This window comes from Burkholderia territorii (assembly GCF_902833055.1).
GTDB lineage: Bacteria > Pseudomonadota > Gammaproteobacteria > Burkholderiales > Burkholderiaceae > Burkholderia > Burkholderia territorii.
Genome location: NZ_CADFEJ010000007.1, coordinates 245,247 through 271,878, shown reverse-complemented (window position 1 = coordinate 271,878; position 26,632 = coordinate 245,247). Strand labels below are relative to the sequence as shown.

At 66.9% G+C, this 26,632-nt stretch carries 23 protein-coding genes; 22 read left to right on the top strand and 1 reads right to left on the bottom strand.

Features of this window, described 5'->3' with window-relative positions; translation table 11 throughout:
* Window positions 1–68: 68 nt before the first annotated feature.
* The 18 genes from coq7 to lpxC all read left to right on the top strand — a co-directional run bounded on the left by coq7 (window position 69) and on the right by lpxC (window position 20,239).
* On the top strand, window positions 69–695 hold the full coding sequence (gene coq7 / locus HW466_RS16225) for a 2-polyprenyl-3-methyl-6-methoxy-1,4-benzoquinone monooxygenase (protein ID WP_059546993.1): 627 nt from the start codon (window positions 69–71) through the stop codon (window positions 693–695).
* Window positions 696–1,081: 386 nt separating this feature from the next.
* Window positions 1,082–1,510, top strand: coding sequence for a division/cell wall cluster transcriptional repressor MraZ (gene mraZ / locus HW466_RS16220; RefSeq protein ID WP_006400450.1), 429 nt, complete (start codon window positions 1,082–1,084; stop codon window positions 1,508–1,510).
* 23 nt (window positions 1,511–1,533) lie between these two features.
* Entirely contained in the window at window positions 1,534–2,475 is a 942-nt protein-coding gene (gene rsmH / locus HW466_RS16215) for a 16S rRNA (cytosine(1402)-N(4))-methyltransferase RsmH (RefSeq protein ID WP_151004997.1), read from the top strand.
* Window positions 2,472–2,813, top strand: a complete 342-nt coding sequence (ftsL, locus tag HW466_RS16210; protein ID WP_059506874.1) for a cell division protein FtsL — start codon at window positions 2,472–2,474, stop codon at window positions 2,811–2,813. The genes rsmH and ftsL overlap by 4 nt, the downstream gene beginning before the upstream one ends.
* Window positions 2,810–4,657 (top strand): peptidoglycan D,D-transpeptidase FtsI family protein, encoded by a 1,848-nt coding sequence (locus HW466_RS16205; protein WP_151004999.1) that lies wholly within the window; start codon window positions 2,810–2,812, stop codon window positions 4,655–4,657. The genes ftsL and HW466_RS16205 overlap by 4 nt, the downstream gene beginning before the upstream one ends.
* On the top strand, window positions 4,654–6,192 hold the full coding sequence (locus tag HW466_RS16200; RefSeq protein WP_174905779.1) for a UDP-N-acetylmuramoyl-L-alanyl-D-glutamate--2,6-diaminopimelate ligase: 1,539 nt from the start codon (window positions 4,654–4,656) through the stop codon (window positions 6,190–6,192). Before HW466_RS16205 ends, HW466_RS16200 begins: the two co-directional genes overlap by 4 nt.
* The gene (locus tag HW466_RS16195; RefSeq protein WP_174905778.1) at window positions 6,189–7,595 is read left to right on the top strand and encodes a UDP-N-acetylmuramoyl-tripeptide--D-alanyl-D-alanine ligase; all 1,407 of its coding nucleotides are present in this window, start codon (window positions 6,189–6,191) and stop codon (window positions 7,593–7,595) included. Before HW466_RS16200 ends, HW466_RS16195 begins: the two co-directional genes overlap by 4 nt.
* A 16-nt stretch (window positions 7,596–7,611) precedes the next feature.
* Window positions 7,612–8,781 (top strand): phospho-N-acetylmuramoyl-pentapeptide-transferase, encoded by a 1,170-nt coding sequence (mraY, locus tag HW466_RS16190; protein WP_059451891.1) that lies wholly within the window; start codon window positions 7,612–7,614, stop codon window positions 8,779–8,781.
* A gap of 28 nt (window positions 8,782–8,809) precedes the next feature.
* Window positions 8,810–10,321 (top strand): UDP-N-acetylmuramoyl-L-alanine--D-glutamate ligase, encoded by a 1,512-nt coding sequence (gene murD, locus HW466_RS16185; RefSeq protein ID WP_151006372.1) that lies wholly within the window; start codon window positions 8,810–8,812, stop codon window positions 10,319–10,321.
* The gene (ftsW, locus tag HW466_RS16180; RefSeq protein ID WP_059451893.1) at window positions 10,318–11,601 is read left to right on the top strand and encodes a putative lipid II flippase FtsW; all 1,284 of its coding nucleotides are present in this window, start codon (window positions 10,318–10,320) and stop codon (window positions 11,599–11,601) included. Before murD ends, ftsW begins: the two co-directional genes overlap by 4 nt.
* A complete protein-coding gene (murG, locus tag HW466_RS16175; protein ID WP_059506879.1) occupies window positions 11,598–12,701 on the top strand; it encodes an undecaprenyldiphospho-muramoylpentapeptide beta-N-acetylglucosaminyltransferase in 1,104 nt (367 codons plus the stop codon). Before ftsW ends, murG begins: the two co-directional genes overlap by 4 nt.
* On the top strand, window positions 12,698–14,095 hold the full coding sequence (gene murC / locus HW466_RS16170; RefSeq protein ID WP_151005140.1) for a UDP-N-acetylmuramate--L-alanine ligase: 1,398 nt from the start codon (window positions 12,698–12,700) through the stop codon (window positions 14,093–14,095). The genes murG and murC overlap by 4 nt, the downstream gene beginning before the upstream one ends.
* 1 nt (window position 14,096) lies before the next feature.
* Window positions 14,097–15,038, top strand: a complete 942-nt coding sequence (locus HW466_RS16165) for a D-alanine--D-alanine ligase (RefSeq protein WP_151005138.1) — start codon at window positions 14,097–14,099, stop codon at window positions 15,036–15,038.
* Between the two features lie 19 nt (window positions 15,039–15,057).
* Window positions 15,058–15,810, top strand: coding sequence for a cell division protein FtsQ/DivIB (locus HW466_RS16160; RefSeq protein WP_059465315.1), 753 nt, complete (start codon window positions 15,058–15,060; stop codon window positions 15,808–15,810).
* 26 nt (window positions 15,811–15,836) lie between these two features.
* Entirely contained in the window at window positions 15,837–17,069 is a 1,233-nt protein-coding gene (gene ftsA / locus HW466_RS16155) for a cell division protein FtsA (RefSeq protein WP_006752447.1), read from the top strand.
* Window positions 17,070–17,180: 111 nt separating this feature from the next.
* The gene (gene ftsZ / locus HW466_RS16150) at window positions 17,181–18,377 is read left to right on the top strand and encodes a cell division protein FtsZ (RefSeq protein ID WP_011883181.1); all 1,197 of its coding nucleotides are present in this window, start codon (window positions 17,181–17,183) and stop codon (window positions 18,375–18,377) included.
* Window positions 18,378–18,574: 197 nt separating this feature from the next.
* Entirely contained in the window at window positions 18,575–19,081 is a 507-nt protein-coding gene (locus HW466_RS16145) for a peroxiredoxin (protein ID WP_151005144.1), read from the top strand.
* 240 nt (window positions 19,082–19,321) lie between these two features.
* The gene (gene lpxC / locus HW466_RS16140) at window positions 19,322–20,239 is read left to right on the top strand and encodes a UDP-3-O-acyl-N-acetylglucosamine deacetylase (RefSeq protein WP_059506998.1); all 918 of its coding nucleotides are present in this window, start codon (window positions 19,322–19,324) and stop codon (window positions 20,237–20,239) included.
* Between the two features lie 80 nt (window positions 20,240–20,319).
* Here the strand turns inward: lpxC and HW466_RS16135 are convergent, their stop codons facing one another.
* Window positions 20,320–20,799: a DciA family protein gene (locus HW466_RS16135; RefSeq protein ID WP_060346757.1), complete on the bottom strand. Its 480-nt coding sequence runs from the start codon at window positions 20,797–20,799 to the stop codon at window positions 20,320–20,322.
* A gap of 266 nt (window positions 20,800–21,065) precedes the next feature.
* Here HW466_RS16135 and secA point away from each other — a divergent pair, with 266 nt between their 5' ends.
* The 4 genes from secA (at window position 21,066) to HW466_RS16115 (ending at window position 26,584) form a co-directional block, all read left to right on the top strand.
* Window positions 21,066–23,864, top strand: a complete 2,799-nt coding sequence (gene secA / locus HW466_RS16130) for a preprotein translocase subunit SecA (RefSeq protein WP_059451899.1) — start codon at window positions 21,066–21,068, stop codon at window positions 23,862–23,864.
* A 149-nt stretch (window positions 23,865–24,013) separates the two neighbouring features.
* Window positions 24,014–25,255 carry a bifunctional glutamate N-acetyltransferase/amino-acid acetyltransferase ArgJ gene (argJ, locus tag HW466_RS16125; protein WP_151005333.1) on the top strand — a complete coding sequence of 414 codons (1,242 nt, stop codon included), beginning with the start codon at window positions 24,014–24,016 and terminating at the stop codon, window positions 25,253–25,255.
* A gap of 19 nt (window positions 25,256–25,274) precedes the next feature.
* Window positions 25,275–26,144 (top strand): ATP-binding protein, encoded by an 870-nt coding sequence (locus HW466_RS16120; protein ID WP_059506883.1) that lies wholly within the window; start codon window positions 25,275–25,277, stop codon window positions 26,142–26,144.
* Window positions 26,141–26,584 carry an NUDIX domain-containing protein gene (locus HW466_RS16115; protein ID WP_151005331.1) on the top strand — a complete coding sequence of 148 codons (444 nt, stop codon included), beginning with the start codon at window positions 26,141–26,143 and terminating at the stop codon, window positions 26,582–26,584. The genes HW466_RS16120 and HW466_RS16115 overlap by 4 nt, the downstream gene beginning before the upstream one ends.
* The last annotated feature ends 48 nt before the right edge of the window (window positions 26,585–26,632 follow it).

Here is a 26,632-nt window from a genome sequence, read left to right as displayed (position 1 = left end):
CAAGTCGGTTACGCAGCGGAGCACGTGCCCTTGCCGCCCGCGGCAGCACACGCAGCCAGGAGAACAGGATGGTGTTGGATGAACTGATCAGCGAATTCGATCGCGGCCTGCGATCGCTGACCGGCATTAGCCGGATGAGCCGGCCGGTGCCCGCGCCGGCGGAGCCGCCGGCCGCCGAACTGACGCCCGCGGAGCGCACGCATGCCGCCGGACTGATGCGCGTGAACCACGTCGGCGAGGTCTGCGCGCAGGCGCTTTATCAGGCGCAGAAGCTGACCGCGCGCTCGTCGTCGTCGAAGGCGATGTTCGAGGAGGCCGCGCGCGAGGAGGAGGATCATCTCGCGTGGACTGCCCATCGGCTGAAGGAACTCGATTCGCGCCCGAGTCTGCTCAACCCGCTGTGGTACGCTGGCGCGCTTGCGATCGGCGTCGTCGCCGGCACGCTGGGCGACAAGGTCAGCCTCGGTTTCATGGCCGAGACGGAGCGCCAGGTCGAGAGCCATCTCGACGGGCATCTGTCCGAGCTGCCCGCGACCGACACGGCGTCGCGTGCGATCGTCGAGCAGATGCGGCTCGACGAGGTGAAGCACGGCAAGGCCGCGACCGATGCCGGCGGCGTCGAGTTGCCGCTGCCCGCACGGATGCTGATGCGCGCCGCATCGAAAGTCATGACGAGCACTGCGTACTATCTCTGACATTCGGGCCGGGGCGGCGCGCGATGCCGTCCCGGTCCGCCGTCCTCGATACCGCCCGTTTTTTCCGCGTTTTCCCGCCCCCGAAGCCCCTTCCGCACGCCAGTCTGGCCCGTCTTTCTCACGTATCACCTTCACAAGTTGCACTAGCTCATTCATTTATAACGGTTTTTGGTATGAGGGGCCGCATGAGCATGCGCGCGTAAGTCCTTGTTCTAACTAACAAAATTCGTCAAAAATCCGGGCCGCTCCCTTGACCGTGCCAAACCCTTCCACTAAAGTGGGAGACAGTGTGAGAAAGTGTATTTTTGTGTGATTTGGCGGGCTATTCGGGCTAAATTCTCGAGCATTGAGCGGGTGCTTCGGTGCCCTGAACGGGAGAGCGGAACGTGTTCCAAGGGGCGTCGGCGCTGACGCTCGATGCGAAAGGGCGGATGTCGGTGCCGGCTCGCTATCGCGAAGCGCTGCAAGGACAGGCAGAAGGACGGGTGACTGTGACCAAGCACCCGGACGGCTGCCTGTTGCTGTTTCCGCGCCCTGAATGGGAAGTGTTCCGCGCCAAGATCGCCGCGCTGCCGATGGACGCTCATTGGTGGCGGCGAATTTTTCTCGGCAATGCGATGGACGTCGATCTCGACAGCGCAGGCCGGATTCTCGTATCGCCCGAGCTGCGAATGGCGGCCGGACTGGAAAAGGAAGTCATGTTGTTGGGAATGGGTAGTCACTTCGAGCTGTGGGATTCGCAGACCTACATCGCGAAGGAGCAGGCAGCGATGGCGCAGGGCATGCCCGACGCGCTGAAGAATTTCACGTTCTGATTGCGGTGACGGAGACGCCCGCGATGGGAAACGAATTGCAGCATCGGACCGTGCTGTTGGACGAAGCGGTCGATTCGCTCGTGACGCGGCCGGACGGCATTTATGTCGACGGCACGTTCGGGCGCGGCGGCCATAGCCGCGCGGTGCTCGCGCGGCTGGCGCCGGCCGGCCGGCTGATCGCGTTCGACAAGGATCCGAGGGCGATCGAGACGGCGCAGCGCATCGAGGATGCGCGCTTCTCGATCGTGCATGACAGCTTTGCATCGATGCGCGACGCGCTTGCGGCGCGCGGTGTCGAGAAGGTGTCGGGGGTGTTGCTGGACCTGGGCGTGTCCTCGCCGCAGGTGGACGATCCGGCGCGCGGCTTCAGCTTTCGCGCCGATGGCCCGCTGGACATGCGTATGGATCCGACGCGCGGCGAGTCGGCGGCCGAGTGGCTCGCACGGGCTTCGGTGCAGGAATTGACGGAGGTGATACGGGATTATGGGGAAGAACGGTTTGCTTTTCAGATTGCAAAGGCGCTTGTTGCTCGCCGGGCAGAGTCCGACCGTCTTGGGCCTCTCGACACCACGGGCGAGCTTGCCCAAATCGTGGGTAACGTCGTCAAAACCCGTGAGAAGGGCAAGGATCCGGCAACCCGCACCTTTCAGGCTATACGGATTCACGTCAATCAAGAGCTTGCGGACCTGCAAGTCGTACTAGGCGCGGCATTGTCGTTGCTGGAGCAAGGGGGGCGGCTGGTGGTCATCAGCTTTCATTCACTCGAGGACCGGATCGTCAAGCGATTCATGCAGGCGCACGCGAGTGCGCCTGCGGTCGATCGTCGCCTGCCGATCCGCGCCGTCGACCTCCCGAGCCCGCCGCTCAAGATCATCAGCCGCCAGTTCCCGAGCGACGCGGAAGTCGCCGCGAACCCGCGCGCCCGGTCGGCCGTGATGCGCATCGCGGAGCGCGTCACGCCATGAGCCGCTTCAACATCTTCCTGCTGATCATCGTGATGGGCTGCGCACTGTCGGTCGTCAACTCGACGAACCAGCAGCGCCAGATCTTCATCCAGCTGCAGCGCGCGCAGTCGCAGGAGCGTCAGCTCCAGCAGGACTACGCGCAGCTTCAATATCAGCAGAGCGCGCTGTCGAAGACGTCGCGCATCGAGCAGCTCGCGAACGATTCGCTGAAGATGCAGCCGATCACGACCGGTCGCACCCAGTACCTGACGCTGCCGCCGGGCGCCGCGAAGGCGATCGATGCGCCGATTCCCGCGTCGGCCGATACGGCCACGAAGGGCCGCGGAGGCGCGCGATGAAGCCGTCGCAAAAGCGCCAGGACGTGAAGTTCTCGTCGAGCCCCGTGCTCGGCGTGCACCTGCCGATGTGGCGCTCGAAACTCGTCGTGTTCCTGCTGTTCATGGCGTTCGTCGCGCTCGCCGCGCGGGCGTTCTGGATCCAGGGGCCCGGCAACGCCTTCTATCAGAAGCAGGGCGAGAGCCGCTACCAGCGCACGATCGAGCTGCCGGCCACGCGCGGCAAGATCCTCGACCGTAACGGGCTCGTGCTCGCGACGAGCCTGCCCGTGCGCGCGATCTGGGCGATTCCCGACGCGGTGCCCGACGATCTCGGCGCGGACAAGATCAATCAGCTCGGCAAGCTCCTTGGCATGACGCCGAAGGAGCTGCGCGTGAAGCTGTCGGAAGACAAGGGCTTCGTCTACGTCAAGCGCCAGGTGCCGATCGACGTGGCGGACAAGGTCGCCGCGCTCGACATTCCCGGTATCTATCAGCGCAACGAATACAAGCGCTTCTATCCGGAAGGCGAGATCACCGCTCACCTGATCGGCTTCACGAACGTCGAGGACGAAGGCCAGGAAGGCGTCGAGCTCGGCGACCAGAAGCTGCTGTCCGGCACGTCCGGCGTGCGCCGCGTGATCAAGGACCGGATGGGGCACATCGTCGAGGACGTCGCCGTGCAGATTCCGCCGCACAACGGGACCGACGTCGACCTGTCGATCGACAGCAAGATCCAGTACATCGCGTATGCGAACCTGAAGGCCGCCGTCGAGAAGTTCAAGGCGAAGGCCGGCGCGGCGATGGTCGTCGACGTGCGCACCGGCGAGGTGCTGGCGCTCGTCAACTACCCGACGTACAACCCGAACGATCGTTCGCGCATGACGGGCGAGCAGTTGCGCAACCGGATCATGACCGACGTGTTCGAGCCGGGCTCGATCATGAAGCCGTTTACCGTGTCGCTCGCGCTCGACCTGCACCGCGTGACGCCGAACACGCTCGTCGAGACGGGCAACGGGCACTTCGTGCTCGACGGCGCACCGATCACCGACGATGCGGGTTTCGGCACGCTGACGGTCGGCGGCGTGATCCAGAAGTCGAGCAACATCGGCGCGACGAAGATCGCGATGACGATGCGGCCCGAGGAAATGTGGAATATGTATACGAGCATCGGCCTCGGTCAGGCGCCGAAGGTCGGGTTCCCCGGTGCGGTGGCCGGCCGCCTGCGTCCGTGGAAGAGCTGGCGTCGCATCGAGCAGGCGACGATGTCGTACGGCTACGGCCTGTCGGTGTCGCTGTTCCAGCTGGCGCGCGCATACACGGCGATCGCGCATGACGGCGAGCTGATGCCGGTGACCATTTTCAAGACCGACCCCAACCAGCCGGTCGTGGGCACGCAGGTGTTCAACCCGACCACGGCGCGCGAGGTGCGTGCGATGCTCGAAACGGTGGTGGCGCCGGGCGGCACGTCGCCCGATGCGGCCGTGCCCGGTTATCGCGTCGGCGGCAAGAGCGGCACCGCTTACAAGCACGAAGGCCACGGCTACACGCGCAAGTACCGCGCGTCGTTCGTCGGCATGGCGCCGATGCCGAATCCGCGCATCGTCGTTGCCGTGTCGGTCGACGAACCGACCGCCGGCAGCCACTTCGGCGGCCAGGTGTCCGGCCCCGTATTCTCGGCGATCGCGGGCGATACGATGCGCGCGCTGAACGTGCCGCCGAACATGCCGATCAAGCAGCTCGTCGTGTCCGACGACGCACCCGGCGCGCCCGCCGGGACGGGCCCGCAAAAGCTCGCCGCGGGCAGCGGTGCGAAGCATATGATCGTATCCAGCACGACACGTAATTCACCAGGAGTTGTTCGATGAGCGCCGCTCGCAGTTCCCATCCGGCGCATCAGCAGATCGCGGCCGCGCTTGCGTGGCTGCGCCAGCATGTGGCCCCCGCGGCGCAACTGCATGCCGACACGCGCAGCCTGCAGGCGGGCGACGCGTTCCTCGGCTATGCAGTCGACGGGGCAGACAATCGCGCCTTCATTTCCGATGCCGTCGCGCGCGGCGCGGCCGCCGTGCTGTATCAGCCGGAGGGCCTCGAAGCCGCACCGGCGGCGCCCGTCGCGCTCGCGGTGCCGGCGCTCGACCAGCTGGCCGGCGAGATCGCCAGCGGCTGGTACGGCGACCCGAGCGACGGCCTGCTCGTCGTCGGCGTGACCGGCACCAACGGCAAGACGTCCTGCACGCACTGGATCGCAGCCGCGCTGACGGCGCTGCACCAGCCGTGCGCGCTGATCGGCACGCTCGGCAGCGGCATGCCGGGGCAACTCGTGCCGACCGGCTTCACGACGCCGGACGCGCCGCAGCTGCAGCGCAGTCTCGCGCAGTTGCACGACGCGGGCGCGAAGGCCGTCGCGATGGAGGTGTCGTCGCACGCGTTGCATCAGGGCCGCGTGAACGGCACGGCATTCGACATTGCCGTCTTCACCAACCTCACGCAGGATCACCTCGACTATCACGGCACGTTCGACGCGTACGAAGCCGCGAAGTCGAAGCTGTTCGCGTGGCGCGGGCTGCGGGCCGCGGTCGTCAATCGCGACGACGCAGCCGGCCGCCGCCTGCTCGAGAAGCTTGCCGGCCGTGTGCGCACGATCGCCTACGGTATCGGCGACGCGCAGGCAGCCGACGCCGATCGCGAGCTGGTCGCGCTCGACGTGCGCGCGACCGCCACGGGCACGGCTTTCCGCCTGCGCTCGTCGTGGGGCGAAGCGGACGTCGAAGTCGGCACGCTCGGCACGTTCAACGTCAGCAACCTGCTCGCGGTGCTCGGTTCGCTGCTAGCGGCCGACGTGCCGTTCGACGCGGCCGTCGCGGAGATCGCGCGGCTCGAGTCCGTCAACGGGCGCATGCAGCGCCTTGGCGGCCGGCTGCAGAGCGACGAACCGCTGGTCGTGATCGACTACGCGCACACGCCCGATGCGCTCGACAAGACGCTCGACGCGTTGCGCCCGATCGCGGCGGCGCGCGGCGGGCGGCTCATCTGCATGTTCGGCTGCGGTGGCGATCGCGATGCGACGAAGCGTCCGTTGATGGGCGCGATCGCCGAGCGGCTCGCGGACGAAGTCGTCGTCACGAGCGACAATCCGCGCAGCGAGGATCCGCAGCGCATCATCGACCAGGTCATCGCGGGGATGACCGCGCCCGATCGCGCACGCCGCATCGAGGATCGCGCGAGCGCGATCCTGCAAGCCGTGCGTGGCGCCGCCCGCGAGGATGTCGTCGTGCTGGCCGGCAAGGGTCACGAGGCGACGCAGGAAATCATGGGCAAGAAGCGCACGTTCTCCGATCAGGATCACGCGCGGCTCGCGCTTGCGGCACGCGCGACGCACGGCAAGGGAGGCGGCGAATGACGATGCTCAGTCTCGGCGAAGCCGCGCGCCTGATTCCCGGTGCCTCCGTGCACGGCGATCCGGACACCACGTTCGAGCGCGTGTCCACCGACAGCCGCACGGTCGGCCCGGGCGACCTGTTCGTCGCGCTGAAAGGCGAGCGCTTCGACGCGCACGACTTCCTCGGCGACGTGGCCGCGCGAGGTGCAGCCGCGGCGCTCGTCGCGCACGCGCCGGCGGGCCTTGCAATGCCGGTCATCGAAGGCGGGGAAACGCGCGCGGCGCTCGGCGCGCTCGCGCATGGCTGGCGCAAGCGCTTCGCGGTGCCGCTCGTCGCGGTGACGGGCAGCAACGGGAAGACGACCGTCAAGGAAATGATCGCGTCGATCCTTGCGGCGGCCGTCGGCGCCGACGCGCGGCTGGCGACGGCCGGCAACCTGAACAACGACATCGGCGTGCCGTTGACGCTGCTGCGCCTGTCGGGCGCGCATCGCGTCGCGGTGATCGAGCTCGGAATGAATCACCCGGGCGAGACCGAAGTGCTCGCGCGCCTCGCGGCGCCGACCGTCGCGCTCGTCAACAATGCGCAGCGCGAACACCAGGAGTTCATGGCGACGGTCGAGGCGGTCGCGCTCGAACATGCGGCCGTGATCCACGCGCTGACGCCGGACGGCGTCGCGGTGTTTCCGGCCGACGATGCGTACGCCGGAATCTGGCGTGTCGCGGCGACCGGCAACCGGATTCTCGATTTCGCGCTGCACGACGCCGAACGGCAGGTCGAAGCGCAGGTCACGGGCCGCTTGCACGGCGGCGAGCTTGCGATCGACACGCCGTCGGGCCCGGTGACGGTACGCCTGCGCGCGCTCGGCGAGCACAACGCACGCAACGCGTTGGCTGCAACGGCCGCGGCGCTCGCGGCCGGTATCGAGCTGGCTGCGATCAAGCAGGGCCTCGAATCGTTCGAGCCGGTCAAGGGCCGTTTGCAGGTCCGGCAGGCGGACGTCGGCAGCCTCGCGGGCGCAACGGTCGTCGACGACACCTACAACGCGAACCCCGATTCGATGCGCGCGGCGATCGACGTGCTGGCCGCGCAACCGGCGCCGCGCGTGCTGGTGATCGGCGACATGGGCGAGGTCGGCGACGAAGGCCCGGCGTTTCACCGCGAGATCGGCGCGTATGCACGCGAGCGCGGCATCGATGCGCTGTTCGCGCTCGGCGATGCGTCGCGAGATGCCTGCACCGCGTATGGCGACACGGCCCGGCATTTCGACGACGTCGGCGCGCTGGTGACGGCACTGCTCGCGGCGGGCTACGGCGCGCGCGCGACGGTGCTCGTGAAGGGTTCGCGGTACATGAAGATGGAGCGCGTGGTCGACGCGCTGACGAAACAATCCGCGGCGGGCACGGTGCCCGCTGCACACTGAGTAGAAGGAAGGAAGCATGCTGCTGGCGCTGGCGCAATGGCTGCAAGGAGACGCAAGCTTTTTGCGCTTGTTCACGTACCTGACGTTCCGTGCGGTGATGGCTACCATCACCGCGCTCGGGATCGGGCTCGTGTGCGGACCGTGGGTGATCCGCAAGCTGACGCAAATGAAGGTCGGGCAGGCCGTGCGCAAGGACGGCCCGCAGAGCCATCTCGTCAAGTCCGGCACGCCGACGATGGGCGGCGTGCTGATCCTGATCGGCATTGCGGTCGCGACGCTGCTGTGGGGCGACCTGACGAACCGTTTCATCTGGATCGTGATGCTCGTGACGTTCGGCTTCGGCGTGATCGGCTGGGTAGACGACTACCGCAAGGTCGTCTACAAGGACCCGCGCGGGATGTCGTCGCGCGAAAAGTATTTCTGGCAGTCGGTGATCGGGCTGTTCGCGGCGGTCTACCTCGCATTCAGCGTGTCCGAGGCGAACAACGTGCGCGTGTTCGACCTGTTCATGGCCTGGGTGAGGAGCGGCCTGTCGATGGGGCTGCCCGCGCGGGCCGACCTGATGTTGCCGTTCCTGAAGTCGATCAGCTACCCGCTGGGCGTCTGGGGCTTCATCGTGCTGACGTACTTCGTCATCGTCGGCGCGAGCAACGCGGTCAACCTGACCGACGGCCTCGACGGTCTCGTGATCATGCCGGTCGTGCTGGTCGGCGCGTCGCTCGGCGTGTTCGCGTACGTGATGGGCAGCTCGGTGTATTCGAAATACCTGCTGTTTCCGCACATTCCGGGCGCCGGGGAGCTGCTGATCTTCTGTTCCGCGATGGGCGGGGCAGGGCTCGCGTTCCTCTGGTACAACACGCACCCCGCGCAGGTGTTCATGGGCGACGTCGGCGCGCTGGCGCTCGGCGGCGCGCTCGGCACGGTCGCGGTGATCGTGCGCCAGGAAATCGTGCTGTTCATCATGGGCGGCATCTTCGTCGCGGAAACGCTGTCGGTGATGCTGCAGGTGTCGTGGTTCAAGTACACGAAGAAGCGTTACGGCGAAGGGCGGCGCCTGCTGAAGATGGCGCCGCTGCATCACCATTTCGAATTGTCCGGCTGGAAGGAAACGCAGGTGGTGGTGCGTTTCTGGATCATCACGCTGATGCTGTGCCTGTTCGGTCTGTCCACCCTCAAGTTGCGGTAAAGGAAAGGTAACAAGGATGTCTGGCGAGATGTTTGGAGATCGGCAGCGGCCGATGGTGCTCGTACTGGGGCTCGGGGAATCGGGTCTCGCGATCGCGCGATGGTGCGCGAGGCACGGGTGCCGGCTGCGTATTGCCGATACCCGCGAGGCGCCGCCGAACCTTGCCGCGCTGCAGGCCGAAGGCATCGACGCGGAGTTCGTCGGCGGGCCGTTCACGCCTGCGCTGCTCGACGGCGGCGTCGAGATCGTCGGGCTGAGCCCCGGCCTGTCGCCGCTCGAGCCGGCGCTCGCCGCGTTGATCGCGGCCGCGAACGAGCGCGCGATCGCGGTGTGGGGCGAACTGGAATTCTTCGCGCAGGCGCTGCGCGCGCTCGGCACGAGCGGCTATCAGCCGAAGGTGCTCGCGATCACCGGCACCAACGGCAAGACCACGACGACGAGCCTCACGGGCCTGCTGTGCCAGCGTTCGGGCAAGAAGGTGGCCGTCGCGGGCAACATCAGCCCGGCGATGCTCGACCGGCTTGCGGCCGCGATCGACGATACGGCGCTGCCCGACGTCTGGGTGCTCGAGCTGTCGAGCTTCCAGCTCGAAACCGCGCGCACGTTCGCGCCGGACGCGGCCGCGATCCTCAACATCACGCAGGATCACCTCGACTGGCACGGCAGCTTCGACGCGTACGCGGCGGCGAAGGGCCGGATTTTCGGTGCGACGACGACGCGCGTGCTCAATCGCGACGATGCGGCCGTGATGAAGTTCGCGCCGGCCGCTGGCGCCGCCGATGCGCCGCGCACCGTCACGTTCGGCCTGAATGAGCCGGTGCATGACGGCGACTACGGCCTGTCGCGCGACAACGGCATTGCATGGCTCGTCGAAGCCGTCGACCGCGATGCGCCGGACGAGACCACGACGAGCCGTCGGCGCAAGCGCGACGGCGCGCATACGCCCGACATCGCGCAGAAGCGCCTGATGCCGGCCGACGCGCTGCGCATCCGCGGGCTGCACAACGCGGCGAACGCGCTGGCCGCGTTCGCGCTGGCACGCGCCATCGACCTGCCGGCCGCGCCGCTGCTGCATGCGCTGCGCGAATACCGCGGCGAAGCGCATCGCGTCGAAGTGATCGCGACGATCGACGACGTGGACTACGTCGACGACAGCAAGGGAACGAACGTCGGCGCGACGGTGGCCGCGCTCGACGGGCTCGCGCAGAAGATCGTGCTGATTGCCGGCGGCGACGGCAAGGGCCAGGATTTCGCGCCGCTGGTCGCGCCGGTCGCGCGCTGGTGCCGCGCGGTGATGCTGATCGGCCGCGATGCGCCCGCGCTTCGCGACACGCTCGCCGAAACCGGCGTGCAGCTTGCCGATCACGCGACGCTCGAAGCCGCGGTGCATGCGGCTGCCGGGCTTGCGGAGCCGGGCGACGCGGTGCTGCTGTCGCCCGCGTGCGCGAGCCTCGACATGTTCAGGAACTACGCCCATCGCGCGGACGTGTTCCGCGCGGCGGTGGATGAAATCGCCCTCGACAAAGGAGCGACGCCATGAGCTGGTCCGATCGCCTCGTCTCCCGTTTCAACGACCGGCGCGACACCGGCGGCAATGCCGCGGGCGGCCGCGTCGCGTCGGCCACGCGCGCCGCGACCGGCGGGCTCGCGAGCGTCGTCAACGGCGTGCGGCCGAGCCGCTCGCGGATGCTCGACTTCGACTACTCGCTGCTGTGGGTGGCGATTGCGCTGCTGGGCCTCGGCGTCGTGATGGTGTATTCGGCGTCGATCGCGATGCCCGATTCGCCGAAATACGCGTCGTATCACGATTACGCGTTCCTGATGCGCCATTGCGTGTCGCTCGTCGTCGCGTTCATCGCGGCGGTGATCGCGTTCCGCGTGCCGGTGTCGACCTGGGACAAATACGCGCCGCATCTCTTCCTGATCGCGCTGGTCGGCCTCGTGATCGTGCTGATTCCGCACGTCGGCAAGGGCGTGAACGGTGCGCGCCGCTGGATTCCGCTCGGCATCACGAACATGCAGCCGTCGGAAGTCATGAAGCTCGCGGTGACGATCTACGCGGCGAACTACACGGTGCGCAAGCAGGAATACATGCAGAGCTTCGCGAAGGGCTTCCTGCCGATGGCCTGCGCGGTCGGCCTCGTCGGCGCGCTGCTGCTGCTCGAGCCGGACATGGGCGCGTTCATGGTGATCGCCGCGATCGCGATGGGCGTGCTGTTCCTCGGCGGCGTGAACGGCAAGCTGTTCGGCGGCCTCGTTGCGACGGCGGTCGGCACCTTCACGATGCTCGTGTGGCTGTCGCCGTGGCGTCGCGAGCGGATCTTCGCGTATCTCGACCCGTGGGACGAACGCTACGCGCAGGGCAAGGCGTACCAGCTCACGCACTCGCTGATCGCGTTCGGCCGCGGCGAGTGGTTCGGCGTCGGCCTCGGCGGCAGCGTCGAGAAGCTGAACTACCTGCCCGAAGCGCATACCGACTTCATCCTCGCGGTGATCGGCGAGGAGCTCGGCTTCGTCGGCGTGATGGTCGTGATCCTGCTGTTCTACTGGATCGTGCGTCGCGCGTTCGAGATCGGCCGTCAGGCGCTCGCGCTCGATCGCACGTTCGCGGGCCTGATGGCCAAGGGCATCGGCATCTGGTTCGGCGCGCAGACGTTCATCAACATGGGCGTGAACCTCGGGCTGCTGCCGACCAAGGGCCTGACGCTGCCGCTCGTGAGCTACGGCGGCTCGGGCATTCTGCTGAACTGTGTCGCGCTCGCGGTGCTGCTGCGGGTCGACTATGAAAATCGCGTATTGATGCGCGGAGGGAAGGTATGACCGCGTCGCGACGCACGCTGATGGTGATGGCAGGCGGCACCGGGGGCCACGTGTTCCCGGGGCTCGCGGTCGCGCACCGAATGGAAGCGGCGGGCTGGCGCGTCGTATGGCTCGGCAATCCGGCCGGGATGGAGGCGACGCTCGTGCCGAAGCACGGCATTCCGATGGAATACGTGCGCTTCGGCGGGCTGCGCGGCAAGGGACTGAAGACCAAGCTGACGCTGCCATTCAACCTGCTGCGCGCATGCTGGCAGAGCCTTGGCGCGCTGCGCCGCGTGCGGCCGGACGTCGTGCTCGGGATGGGCGGCTACATCACGTTCCCGGCGGGCGTGATGACCGCGCTGTCGGGCCGCCCGCTCGTGCTGCACGAACAGAATTCGATCGCCGGTCTGGCGAACAAGGTGCTCGCGAAATTCGCGAAGCGCGTGCTCGTCGCGTTCCCCGGCGCACTGCCGCACGCGGAATGGACGGGCAACCCGATCCGCGCGGAACTTGCGCGCACGGAAACGCCCAAAGCACGCTATGCATCGCGCAGCGGCCCGCTGAACGTGCTGGTCGTCGGCGGCAGTCTCGGCGCCGCCGCGCTGAATGAAGTCGTGCCGCGCGCGCTGGCGCTGCTGGCGCCGGGCGAGCGCCCGCGCATCGTGCACCAGGCCGGCGCGAAGCACATCGACGCGCTGAAGGCGAATTACGAAGCGGCGGGATTCACCGGCGGCGACGACGTGCGGCTCGTGCCGTTCATCGACGACATGGCGAGCGCGTACGCGGCGGCCGATCTCGTGATCTGCCGCTCCGGCGCGATGACGGTGTCGGAGATCGCGGCGGTGGGCGTGGCCGCGCTGTTCGTGCCGTTCCCGTACGCGGTCGACGATCACCAGACGACCAACGCCGCGTTCCTCGCCGATGCGGGCGCGGCGGTGCTGGTGCAACAACGCGACCTGTCGGCGGAACTGCTTGCCGACTGGCTGCGCGGCCAGACGCGGGCGTCGCTCGCGGACATGGCGGAGCGTTCGCGCTCGCTGGCGAAGCCCGAGGCCACCGACGAAGTCGCGCGCGTCTGCGCGAAGGTGGCCGGCGCGAACCTGGAACAACTGCAATGAAACACATCGTCAAACACATTCATTTCGTCGGGATCGGCGGCGCGGGCATGAGCGGCATCGCCGAAGTGCTTGTGAACCTCGGCTACGAGGTCAGCGGCTCCGACCTGTCGCGCAACGCGGTGACCGACCGCCTCGCGGCCCTCGGCGCGCGGATCGCGATCGGCCACGACGCGGCGAACATCGAGGGCGCGAACGCGGTCGTCGTGTCGACGGCCGTGCGCTCGGACAACCCCGAGGTGCTGGCCGCGCGCCACCAGCGCGTGCCGATCGTGCAGCGCGCGGTGATGCTCGCGGAGCTGATGCGCCTGAAGCAGGGCATCGCGATCGCCGGCACGCACGGCAAGACTACGACGACGAGCCTCGTCGCGAGCGTGCTCGCGGCGGGCGGGCTGGATCCGACCTTCGTGATCGGCGGCCGGCTGATCAGCGCCGGCGCGAACGCGCGGCTCGGCACGGGCGACTTCATCGTCGCCGAGGCCGACGAGTCGGACGCGTCGTTCCTGAACCTGTATCCGGTGATCGAAGTCATCACGAACATCGACGCCGATCACATGGACACCTACGGCCACGATTTCGCGCGGCTCAAGCAGGCGTTCATCGAATTCACGCAGCGCCTGCCGTTCTACGGCAGCGCGGTGGTGTGCGTCGACGATCCGAACGTGCGGCAGATCATTCCGTTCATCTCGAAGCCGGTCGTGCGCTACGGGCTGTCGCCGGACGCGCAGGTGCGCGCCGAAGACATCGACGCGCGCGACGGCCGCATGCATTTCACGGTGATCCGCGAAGGCCGTGCGCCGCTCGCGGTCGTGCTGAACCTGCCCGGTCTGCACAACGTGCAGAACGCGCTCGCGGCGATCGCGATCGCGACCGATCTCGGCGTGGCCGACGACGCGATCCAGCTCGCACTGGCGGAATTCAACGGCGTCGGCCGGCGCTTCCAGCGCTACGGCGAGGTGCCGACCGCGGACGGCGGCCGGTACACGCTGATCGACGACTACGGCCACCACCCGGTCGAGATGGCCGCGACGATCGCGGCCGCGCGCGGGGCATTCCCGGGCCGCCGGCTCGTGCTGGCATTCCAGCCGCACCGCTACACGCGCACGCGCGACTGTTTCGACGATTTCGTCAACGTGCTGTCGACGGTCGACGCGCTGGTGCTGACGGAAGTCTATGCCGCGGGCGAAGCGGCGATCGCGACGGCCAACGGCGACGCGCTGTCGCGGGCGCTGCGCGCGGTGGGCAAGGTCGATCCGGTGTTCGTCGCCACGGTCGACGACGTGTCGGACGCACTGGCCAGGGTCGCGCAGAACGGCGACGTGGTGATCACGATGGGTGCGGGTTCGATCGGCGGCGTGCCGGCGAAGCTCGTGCAACACACACAACAGAAGGCATGACATGAGCGGGATCGATCCGAAACGTTTCGGCAAGGTGGCGGTGTTGTTCGGCGGCGAATCGGCCGAGCGCGAGGTGTCGCTCACCTCGGGCCGTCTCGTGCTGCAGGGCCTGCGTGGCGCGGGCGTCGACGCGCATCCGTTCGACCCGGCCGAGCGGCCGCTGTCGGCGCTGAAGGACGAAGGCTTCGTGCGCGCGTTCAACGCGCTGCACGGCGGCTACGGCGAGAACGGCCAGATCCAGGGCGCGCTCGATTTCTACGGGATCCGCTACACGGGCAGCGGCGTGCTCGGCTCGGCGCTCGGCCTCGACAAGTTCCGCACGAAGCTCGTGTGGCAGCAGACGGGCGTGCCGACGCCGCCGTTCGAGACGGTGATGCGCGGCGACGACTACGCGGCGCGCGCGACGGACATCGTCGCGAAACTGGGCCTGCCGCTGTTCGTGAAGCCGGCGAGCGAAGGCTCGAGCGTCGCGGTGCTGAAGGTGAAGACGGCCGACGCGTTGCCCGCCGCACTGTCGGAAGCCGCGACGCACGACAAGATCGTGATCGTCGAGAAGAGCATCGAAGGTGGCGGCGAATACACCGCGTGCATCGCCGGCGATCTCGACCTGCCGCTGATCAAGATCGTGCCGGCCGGCGAGTTCTACGACTACCACGCGAAGTATGTCGCCGACGACACGCAATACCTGATTCCGTGCGGACTGCCGGCCGACAAGGAAGCGGAACTGAAGCGCATCGCACGTCGCGCGTTCGACGTGCTCGGCTGCACCGACTGGGGCCGCGCGGATTTCATGCTCGACGCCGCCGGCAACGCGTATTTCCTGGAAGTGAACACGGCCCCCGGGATGACCGACCACTCGCTGCCGCCGAAGGCCGCGCGCTCGATCGGCATCAGCTATTCGGAGCTGGTCGTGAAGGTGCTGTCGCTTACGCTCAACGACTGACGCAGGAACGGAACGACGTATGTGGAACAACGTTCGCCAACTCAACCTTGCCGCCAGCGCGCTGTACGCGCTGTTGCTGCTCGTGTTGGCGGCGGCCGGCTGCTACTGGCTGATCCAGCGTCCGACGTTCGCGCTGCGCGAAATCCGGATCGACGGCGACACCGAGCACATCAACACGCCGACGGTGCGTGCGGGCGTGGTCGGCCGGCTGAAGGGCAATTTCTTCACGGTCGATCTCGACGCGGCGCGTGCCGCGTTCGAGCAGATGCCGTGGGTGCGTCACGCGAGCGTGCGCCGGGTGTGGCCGAATGCGCTGGCTGTCACGCTCGAGGAGTACAAACCGCTCGGGACCTGGGGCAGCGCGCAACTGGTGAGCGTCGACGGCGAGCTGTTCACCGCGAACCAGGGCGAACTGGATCAGGAGCTGCCGGCGTTCGACGGCCCGGAGGGCAGTGCGAAGGAAGTCGTCACGCGGTATCGCGACTTCACGAACTGGTTTGCGCCGCTGAAGGCGGCGCCGGAAGAAGTGACGCTGTCGGCGCGCTACGCGTGGACGGTGAAGCTGTCGAACGGCATGCAGGTCGAACTGGGCAAGGAGCGCACCAGCGAGACCCTGCATGACCGGAGCCAGCGCCTCGTCGCCGCGTGGCCGGCCGTCACGGAGCGTTGGGGCAACGACATCGAGTACGCGGACCTGCGTTATCCGAACGGATTCGCGATTCGTGCGGCAGGCATGCGGTTCCTGACCGATACCGACAAGCGCAAGAAGTAACGAGAGATCACACGCAAGAGCACTTTATGAGCAAAGACTACAAGGATCTGCTGGTTTCCCTCGACATCGGCACGTCGAAGGTGGTGGCCATTGTCGCCGAGCTGAAGGGCGAAGGCCATTACGAGGTGATCGGCCTCGGCCAGAGCGAATCGAAAGGTCTGAAGAAGGGCGTGGTGGTCAACATCGAGGCCACCGTGCAGTCGATCCAGCGCGCGCTCGAGGAAGCCGAGCTGATGGCCGACTGCAAGATCACCAACGTGTTCACGGGGATTGCCGGCAGCCACATCCGCAGCTTCAACTCGAGCGGGATGGTCGCGATCAAGGACAAGGAAGTCACGCAGACGGACGTCGCGCGCGTGATCGAGACCGCGAAGGCGATCAACATCCCGACCGACCAGCAGGTGCTGCACATCCTCACGCAGGAATTCATCATCGACGGCCAGGAAGACGTGCGCGAGCCGATCGGGATGAGCGGCATCCGGCTGGAAGTGAAGGTGCACATCGTGACGGGCGCGGTCAGTGCCGCGCAGAACATCGTCAAGTGCGTGCGCCGCTGCGGGCTGGAAGTGAACGACCTGATCCTGCAGCCGCTCGCGTCGTCGCTGGCCGTGCTGACGGAAGACGAGAAGGATCTCGGCGTGGTGCTGGTCGACATCGGCGGCGGCACGACGGACATCGCGATCTTCGCCGAAGGCGCGATCCGCCACACGGCAGTGATTCCGATCGCCGGCGACCAGATCACGAGCGACATCGCGATGGCGCTGCGCACGCCGACGCCGGACGCGGAAGACATCAAGGTCGGCTACGGGATCGCGAAGCAGGCGCTCGCCGATCCGGACGAGATGGTCGAAGTGCCGGGTCTCGGCGAACGCGGCCCGCGCACGCTGTCGCGTCAGGCGCTCGCGGCCGTGATCGAGCCGCGCGTCGAGGAACTGTTCTCGCTGGTGCAGCAGGTCGTGCGCGAGTCGGGTTACGAAGAACTGCTTAGCTCCGGCGTGGTCATTACCGGCGGGGCTTCGATGATGCCGGGCATGGTCGAGCTCGGCGAAGACATTTTCCTGAAACCGGTGCGCATCGGCGCGCCGGAATACGCAGGCGGCCTGGCCGACGTGGTGCGCAACCCGCGCTACTCGACGGCGATGGGCCTGCTCGTCGAAGGCAGCGCTCAGCGCATGCGCGGCCGCAAGGTCGCCGTGCAGTCCGGCAACGCGGGGCAGATCTTCTCGCGGATGAAGGAATGGTTCCTGAGCAACTTCTGACGAACCGAATCGAAATTCGCGCCGGTGCCGGCGGCTGGCGCGCGACAGGAGGTTGCCCGATCTCCTGCCGAATAACGGCCGAGTAGTTTTATTTTCTTGACGGAGGCAACAATGGAATTCGAAATGCTGGAAACCGAAACCAACGGCACCATCATCAAGGTGGTCGGCGTTGGCGGCGCTGGCGGCAATGCCGTTCAGCACATGATCAACCGTGGCGTGCAGGGCGTCGACTTCATCGTGATGAACACCGACGCACAGGCGCTGTCGCGCGCGCGTGCGCCGTCCGTGATCCAGCTCGGCAACACCGGCCTCGGCGCCGGCGCGAAGCCTGAAATGGGCAAGGCGGCGGCGGAAGAGGCGCGCGAGCGCATCGCCGACGCACTGCGTGGCGCGCACATGGTGTTCATCACGGCCGGCATGGGCGGCGGCACGGGCACGGGCGCGGCGCCGGTGGTCGCGCAGATCGCGAAGGAGATGGGCATCCTGACGGTCGGTGTCGTCAGCAAGCCGTTCGAATTCGAAGGCGGCAAGCGCATGCGCGTCGCGGAAGCAGGCTCGCAGCAACTGGAGGATCACGTCGACTCGCTGATCGTCGTCCTGAACGACAAGCTGTTCGACGTGATGGGCGATGACGCCGAGATGGACAAGTGCTTCCAGTGCGCGGACGACGTGTTGAACAACGCGGTGGCAGGCATCGCCGAAATCATCAATGTCGATGGCCTCGTGAACGTCGACTTCGAAGACGTGAAGACGGTGATGGGCGAGCAGGGCAAGGCGATGATGGGCACGGCGACGGTTGCCGGCGTCGATCGCGCGCGCCTCGCGGCGGAACAGGCCGTGGCGAGCCCGCTGCTCGAAGGCGTCGATCTGTCGGGCGCGCGCGGCGTGCTGGTCAACATCACGTCGAGCCGTTCGCTGCGCCTGTCGGAAACGCGCGAAGTGATGAACACGATCAAGAGCTACGCGGCGGAAGACGCAACGGTGATCTTCGGTGCGGTGTACGACGACGCAATGGGCGATGCACTGCGCGTGACGGTCGTGGCGACGGGTCTGGGCCGTGCGGCGAAGAAGCAGCAATCGGCTCCGATGACGCTGCTGCGCACGGGCACCGACAACCAGCCGGTCAGCGCGGTCTCGCACGGGTATGCACAGCCGCAACACGTCAGCACGGCCGACTACGGCGCGCTCGATACGCCGGCGGTGTGGCGCAACTCGCGCGAAACCGCGGCATCGCACGTGCAGGCGCTGCAGGAGAAGGGTGTCGACACGTACGACATCCCGGCTTTCCTGCGCAAGCAGGCCGACTGACGACGCACACAGGCGAAGCCGCGGCGCGATCGACGAGATTGCCGCGGTAACGCCGGCGTGACGGATGCCACGAACCACGACAGGCCGCGTCGGATGCGACGCCGGGCCGGGAAACGTGCCCTCTTCGCATCAGCGAAGCGGGATGGGACGTGCTGTCCGCAATACGCCGAAAACCGTATCGCTATGAGGGACCAGCCATGATTCAAGTGGGCGACGCGCTGCCCGACGCGCAACTGTTCGAGTTCATCGACGACGCGCGCGAAGGCTGCACGCTGGGGCCGAATGCCTTCAGCGTGCGCGACCAGGTTGCGGGAAAGCGGGTGGTGATCTTCGGATTGCCGGGCGCTTTCACGCCGACCTGTTCGGCGCAGCATGTGCCGGGCTATGTCGAGCACGCCGAGCAACTGCGCTCGGCGGGCATCGACGAGCTCTGGTGCGTGTCCGTCAACGACGCATTCGTGATGGGCGCATGGGGACGTGATCTGCACACCGCGGGCAAGGTGCGCATGATGGCGGACGGCAGCGCTGCTTTCACTCATGCGCTGGGGCTGACGCAGGATTTGTCCGCGCGTGGCATGGGAATCCGTTCCCTGCGCTACGCGATGGTGATCGACGACGGTGTGGTCAAGACGCTGGCCGTCGAAGCGCCGGGCAAGTTCGAAGTGAGCGATGCGGCGAGTGTGCTCGCGACGTTGACGTCCTGATCGTGCGGTGCGCCGTTGCCTGCCGGCAACGCTGCTCACCGGCCTCAGGGCAGTTGTAACACGGGCCGATGACCGGAAACGCCTCCGTTCCGGGCATCGGCCCGTCCCGTATCGGCGCGGGTAAACAGTCGAAACAGATTGATACGCAGTTTCAAACAGCGTTGAATAGGGAATTACGCTATAATCTCGCCTATCGAATATAACTCCTGATTGATATTCTCAATCAAGTTGAAGAACATCATGCTGAAGCAGCGCACCATCAAATCGATCGTGAAGACCGTGGGCATCGGTCTGCACTCGGGCCGCAAGGTCGAACTGACGCTCCGCCCGGCCGCGCCGGGCACGGGAATCGTTTTCTCGCGCGTCGACCTGCCCACGCCCGTCGACATTCCGGCATCCGCGATGTCGATCGGCGACACGCGGCTCGCATCGGTGCTGCAGAAGGATGGTGCGCGCGTGTCGACGGTCGAGCACCTGATGTCGGCGTGCGCCGGCCTCGGCATCGACAACCTCTATGTCGACGTGACGGCCGAGGAAATCCCGATCATGGACGGCAGCGCCGCGTCCTTCGTGTTCCTGATCCAGTCCGCGGGCATCGAGGAGCAGAACGCGCCCAAGCGCTTCATCAAGGTGAAGAAGCCGGTCGAAATCCGCGACGGCGACAAGTTCGCGCGTCTCGATCCGTATTTCGGCTTCAAGCTGAAGTTCACGATCGACTTCCGTCATCCGGCCGTCGACAAGACCGGCCAGGAACTCGAGGTCGACTTCGCGAATACGTCGTACGTGCGCGAGATCGCGCGTGCGCGCACGTTCGGTTTCGCCCATGAAGTCGAAATGATGCGCGAGCTGGGCCTCGCGCGCGGCGGCAGCATGGACAACGCGATCGTCCTCGACGAATACCGGATCCTGAACAACGACGGGCTGCGCTACGACGACGAATTCGTGAAGCACAAGATGCTCGACGCGATCGGCGACCTCTACGTGGTCGGCCATCCGCTGCTGGCGTCGTACACCGCATACAAGTCGGGTCACGGACTGAACAACGCGCTGCTGCGCGAACTGCTCGCGCACGAAGACGCGTACGAGATCGTCACGTTCGACGATCCGCAAGCCGCGCCGAGCGGCTTCGCGTTCGATACGCAGACGGCGTTCGCCTGACCGGCGGTCAGCCTTGCGATAAAAAAGCGACCTTCGGGTCGCTTTTTTGTTGGGCGGCCGCCTGCGCGTCGGCGCGGCGTTCAGCGCGAAGACTTCGCACCGTGCCGCGCGGCCATCCGCGCGAGTGCGGCCTGCAGCGGCGACGGCTCGAGGTGATCGGCGAGGTCGCGCAACGCGGCGGCGCCCACGCTCGTCATGCGCGCCCGCTTCACGTGCGGCGGCTCCGGCGCATCCTTCGGCCGCACGCGCACGCGCAGCGCCGAGACCGGCCAGCCGCGCTTCTGGAGATCGGCGAGCAGGCGCGGCTCGACCTGCCGCAGGCGGGCGGCGAGCGCATTGTGCGCGGCAAAGAGGGTCAGGGTGCCGTCCTTGATCGAGCCCGGTTCGACGTGATTTGCAAGGTAGTCGGGCAGGAGGGCGGCGAGGTCGCGCTGCAGCGACGCCACTTGTTCGACGCCGGCGCGCAGGGCGGCGAACGCGTCCGTGCGGTTGAGCACTTCGGACACGGGTTGCGGGCGATACGCGGGGAGCGGGCCGAAACGCTTGGAAAATCGGTTCATCGAGGCATTCTTCGGGCGCGCACGCGCGCGGACGTTGCGCCGATTGTACCCGCGCCGGCTCGCGCAGGGGCGGCTTTCGGGCCGTGCGCCCGGCTGCGCGGGCGGGTTCGGCGTGCGGCGCGAGTCCGGCCGGGACACCGGCGCATGCCGACTCGCGTGCTAAAATTGCTCGTTTGATTCCACTAATTCGCTAAGCCGCCGAGGCTCGGGCGTCGGGGCGCGCAACGCGCGCCGGGCGCCGGTGCAGCGACGCAGGATCCGATCCGATGACAACCGGTTTTCTCCAGAAAATTTTTGGCAGTCGCAACCAGCGGCTCGTCAAGCAATACCAAAAGACCGTCGCGACGATCAATGCGCTCGAAACGCAGATCGAGAAGCTGACGGACGACCAGTTGCGCGGCAAGACGGATGAGTTCCGTCAGCGGATCGCGGGCGGCGAGTCGCTCGACAAGCTGCTGCCCGAGGCATTCGCGGTCTGCCGCGAGGCGAGCCGCCGCGTGCTGAAGATGCGCCACTTCGACGTGCAGCTGATCGGCGGCATGGTGCTCCACTACGGGAAGATCGCGGAAATGCGCACCGGCGAGGGCAAGACGCTCGTCGCAACGCTGCCCGTGTACCTGAATGCGCTGGCCGGGCGCGGCGTGCACGTCGTGACGGTCAACGATTATCTCGCGCAGCGCGACGCCGAGTGGATGGCGCGCCTCTACAACTTCCTCGGTCTGTCGGTCGGCATCAACCTGTCCGGCATGGAGCACGACCAGAAGCAGCAGGCCTACGCGGCGGACATCACGTACGGCACGAACAACGAGTTCGGCTTCGACTACCTGCGCGACAACATGGTCTACGAGACCGACGCGCGCGTGCAGCGGGCGCTGAACTTCGCAGTTGTTGACGAAGTGGACTCGATCCTGATCGACGAGGCGCGCACGCCGCTGATCATCTCGGGCCAGGCGGAAGACCACACCGACCTGTACGTGCGGATGAACGCGCTGCCGCCGCTGCTCGAGCGTCAGATCGGCGAGGAGAAGGCCGACGGCACGGGCGTCGAGAAACCGGGCGACTACACGCTCGACGAGAAGGCGCGCCAGGTGTTCCTGACGGAGTCGGGCCACGAGAAGGCCGAGCGGCTGCTCGCCGAGTGGGGCCTCATCGGCGAGGGCGAGAGCCTGTACGCGCCGCAGAACATCACGCTGATGCACCACGTGTATGCGGCGCTGCGCGCGCACACGCTGTTCCACAAGGATCAGCACTACGTCGTGCAGAACGGCGAAGTGGTGATCGTCGACGAATTCACGGGCCGCCTGATGGCGGGCCGCCGCTGGTCCGACGGCCTGCACCAGGCGGTCGAGGCGAAGGAACACGTGAAGATCCAGAGCGAGAACCAGACGCTCGCGTCGATCACGTTCCAGAACTACTTCCGCATGTACGCGAAGCTCGCGGGCATGACCGGCACGGCGGACACCGAGGCGTACGAATTCAACGAGATCTACGGCCTCGAGACGGTCGTGATCCCGACCAACCGCCCGCCGAAGCGGATCGACAAGCAGGACCAGATCTACAAGACGGCCAAGGAGCGCTACGACGCGGTGATCCGCGACATTCGCGACTGCTACGAGCGCGGCCAGCCGGTGCTGGTCGGCACGACGTCGATCGAGAACTCGGAGCTGCTGTCGCACCTGCTGAAGCAGGCCGGCCTGCCGCACGAAGTGCTGAACGCGAAGCAGCACGAGCGTGAAGCCGCGATCGTCGCGGAAGCCGGCCGTCCGAAGCGCATCACGATCGCGACCAACATGGCCGGTCGCGGTACCGACATCGTGCTCGGCGGCAACGCCGAGAAGCAGGCCGCGTTCATCGAAGCCGACGACGCGATCCCGGCCGACGAAAAGGCGCGCCGTATCAAGCAGCTGCACGACGAGTGGGAAACGCTGCACGAACAGGTGAAGGCCGCGGGCGGCCTGCACATCATCGGCACCGAGCGCCACGAATCGCGCCGGATCGACAACCAGCTGCGCGGCCGTGCGGGCCGCCAGGGCGACCCGGGCTCGTCGCGCTTCTATCTGTCGCTCGACGATCCGCTGCTGCGCATCTTCGCGGGCGACCGCGTGCGCGCGATCATGGATCGCCTGAAGATGCCGGAAGGCGAGGCGATCGAGGCCGGCATCGTCACGCGTTCGATCGAGTCCGCGCAGCGCAAGGTCGAAGCGCGCAACTTCGACATCCGCAAGCAGCTGCTCGAATACGACGACGTGTCGAACGACCAGCGCAAGGTGATCTACCAGCAGCGCAATGAACTGCTCGAAGCGCACGACATCACCGAGACGATCTCGGCGATGCGTCACGGCGTGATCGCCGAAGTCGTCCACCAGTTCGTGCCGCAAGGCAGCATCGAGGAACAGTGGGACGTGCCCGAGCTCGAGGAAGCGCTGCGCAACGACTGGCAGCTCGACCTCGCGATCCAGGAAATGGTGAACGAGTCGTCGTCGATCACGGCCGAGGAGATTCTCGAAGCAGTGACGGCCGCCGCCGACGAGCAGTACGAGGCGAAGGTCGCGATGGTCGGCCGCGAATCGTTCAGCGCGTTCGAGCGTTCGGTGATGCTGCAGACGGTCGACCGCCTGTGGCGCGAGCACCTCGCGGCGCTCGACCATCTGCGCCAGGGCATCCACCTGCGCGGTTATGCGCAGAAGAACCCGAAACAGGAATACAAGCGCGAAGCGTTCGAGCTGTTTGCCGCGATGCTCGAGGCGATCAAGCAGGAAGTCACGCGTATCGTGATGAACGTGCAGATCCAGTCGCCGGAGCAGCTCGAGGAAGCCGCCGAGCAGATCGAGGAGCGCGGCGGTCATCTCGAAAATGTCGAGTACCAGCATGCCGACTACGCGGAATCGGGCGCGCCGGTCGCGAACGTTGCGGCTGCCACCGCAGCCACGGCGACGGCCGACATGGTAGGCAGCGCGATGACTCACGGCGGCCCGGGCGGCGAGATGCCGAAGGTCGGCCGCAACGACCCGTGCCCGTGCGGCAGCGGCAAGAAGTACAAGCAATGTCACGGGAAGCTGTCATGATCGACGGCGGCGCGCGTCCGCGTGCCGCGTCGTTCCCAGCTTCGAGTCAGTGATAGTGATGTGAGTTGCGGCGGCCCGCGCATGCGGCCGCTGGTTCTTCCAATCGATGCCGGCGCATGCCGGCATTTTCCATCCGGCAGGTGTGCCCCATGGCTGTCAATTTTCCGTCGATCGATCCCGCCCAACTCCATCCCGTCGCCGGCGTCACGCTCGGCTGGGCGGAAGCGAACATCCGCAAGCCGAATCGCAAGGACGTGCTGGTCATCTCCGTCGACGAAGGGGCGACGGTCGCCGGCGTATTTACCGAGAACCGCTTCTGCGCCGCGCCGGTGACGGTGTGCCGCGAGCACCTGGCCAAGGTGCGTGCCGGCGGCTCGGGCATCCGCGCGCTCGTCGTGAACACCGGCAACGCGAATGCGGGTACCGGCGAGCCGGGCCTCGTGAACGCGCGCGAGACCTGCTCGGAACTCGCGCGCCTCGCGGGCATCGATGCCGCGCAGGTGCTGCCGTTCTCGACCGGCGTGATTCTCGAGCCGCTGCCGATCGAGCGCCTGAAGGCCGGGCTGCCCGCCGCGCTCGCGAACCGCAAGGCCGAGAACTGGTACGACGCCGCGCAGGCGATCATGACGACCGACACGCTGCCGAAGGCCACGTCGCGACAGGTGACGATCGACGGCCACACGGTCACGCTCACGGGCATCAGCAAGGGCGCGGGCATGATCAAGCCGAACATGGCGACGATGCTGGGCTTCCTCGCGTTCGATGCGAACGTCGCGCAGCCGGTGCTCGACACGCTCGTGAAGGAAGTCGCCGACCGCTCGTTCAACTGCATCACGATCGACGGCGACACGTCGACGAACGACTCGTTCATCCTGATCGCATCGGGCAAGAGCACGCTGCCCGCGATCACGTCGACCGACTCGCCGGCCTATGCGGCGCTGCGCGACGCGGTCACGCAGGTTGCCCAGGTGCTGTCGCAGCTGATCGTGCGCGACGGTGAAGGCGCGACGAAGTTCATGACGGTGCAGGTCGAAGGCGGCAAGAGCGTCGCCGAGTGCCGCCAGATCGCGTATGCGATCGGGCACTCGCCGCTGGTGAAGACGGCTTTCTATGCATCCGACCCCAACCTCGGCCGAATCCTCGCCGCGATCGGCTACGCGGGCGTCACGGATCTCGACGTCGGCAAGATCGATCTGTATCTCGACGACGTGCTGGTCGCGAAAGCGGGCGGCCGCAACCCGGCCTACCAGGAAGAGGACGGCCAACGCGTGATGAAGCAGAGCGAGATCACGATCCGCGTGCTGCTCGGCCGCGGCGACGCGCAGGCAACCGTCTGGACGTGCGACCTGTCGCACGATTACGTGAGCATCAACGCGGATTACCGCTCCTGATCGGGAGCATTCGGACGACATGGACAAGCTCGAACAGTTTCTGACGCGCGCGGAAGCGCTGCTCGGCCGCCTCGAGGGAATGCTGCCGCCCGCGCCGGCGGCCATCGACTGGAATGCCGCCACCGCGTTCCGCTGGCGCAAGCGCCAGGGGCGCGGCTATCTGCAGCCGGTGCCGGCGGCATCGTCGATCACGCTCGACGATCTGCACAACATCGATCGACAGAAAGGGCTGATCGAGCAGAACACGCGACAGTTCGTGCAGCGCAAACCGGCAAACAACGTGCTGCTGACCGGTGCACGCGGCACCGGCAAGTCGTCCCTGATCAAGGCCTGCCTGAACGCTTATGCGAAGGACGGGCTGCGCCTGATCGAGGTCGACAAGGACGACCTGCACGATCTCGGCGACATCGTCGATCTGATCTCGCAGCGCCCGGAGCGGTTCATCGTGTTCTGCGACGACCTGTCGTTCGAGGAAGGCGAATCGGGCTACAAGGCGCTGAAGGTGGCCCTCGACGGCTCGATCGCCGCGCAATCCGACAACGTGCTGATCTACGCGACGTCGAACCGCCGCCATCTGCTGCCCGAGTACATGAGCGACAACGAGTCGTACAAGCATCTGCCGGACGGCGAGATCCACCCCGGCGAAGTCGTCGAGGAAAAGATCTCGCTGTCGGAGCGCTTCGGCCTGTGGGTCAGCTTCTACCCGTTCAAGCAGGACGACTACCTCGACATCGTCGCGCACTGGCTGCGCCATTTCGGTTGCGCGGACGCCGAGATCGAGACGGCGCGCGGCGACGCGCTCGTCTGGGCGCTCGAGCGCGGTTCGCGTTCGGGGCGCGTCGCATGGCAGTTCGCGCGCGACTGGTCGGGTCGCAAGGAGCAGGCATGAGCGCGGATTTCGCAGCAGGCGGCGCGCACGCACCCGATGGCCGCAAGGTGACCGAGGTCGCGGTCGGCGTGATGGTGCAGCCGGACGGCCGTTACCTGCTCGCGCAACGGCTGCAGGGCAAGCCGTACGAGGGCTACTGGGAGTTCCCGGGCGGCAAGCTGGAGGCCGGGGAGAGCGTGGAGGACGCGCTGGCGCGCGAACTGCACGAGGAACTCGGCATCGAAGTCACGGCCAGCCACCGCTGGCATACGCTCGAGCACGATTATCCGCACGCGTACGTGCGCCTCTATTTCTGCAAGGTGACGGGCTGGACGGGCGAGCCGCACAGCAAGGAAGGGCAGGCATTCGTGTGGCAGCAACTGCCGGTTGAGGTCGCACCGCTGTTGCCGGCGGCGCTGCCGGTGCTGGAGCTGCTGGAGAAGGAGGTGGCGTCGCAATGACGCCGTGGCGGCTCGCCTGAAAGGCGGGCCATATCGGCTGGGCGGGCG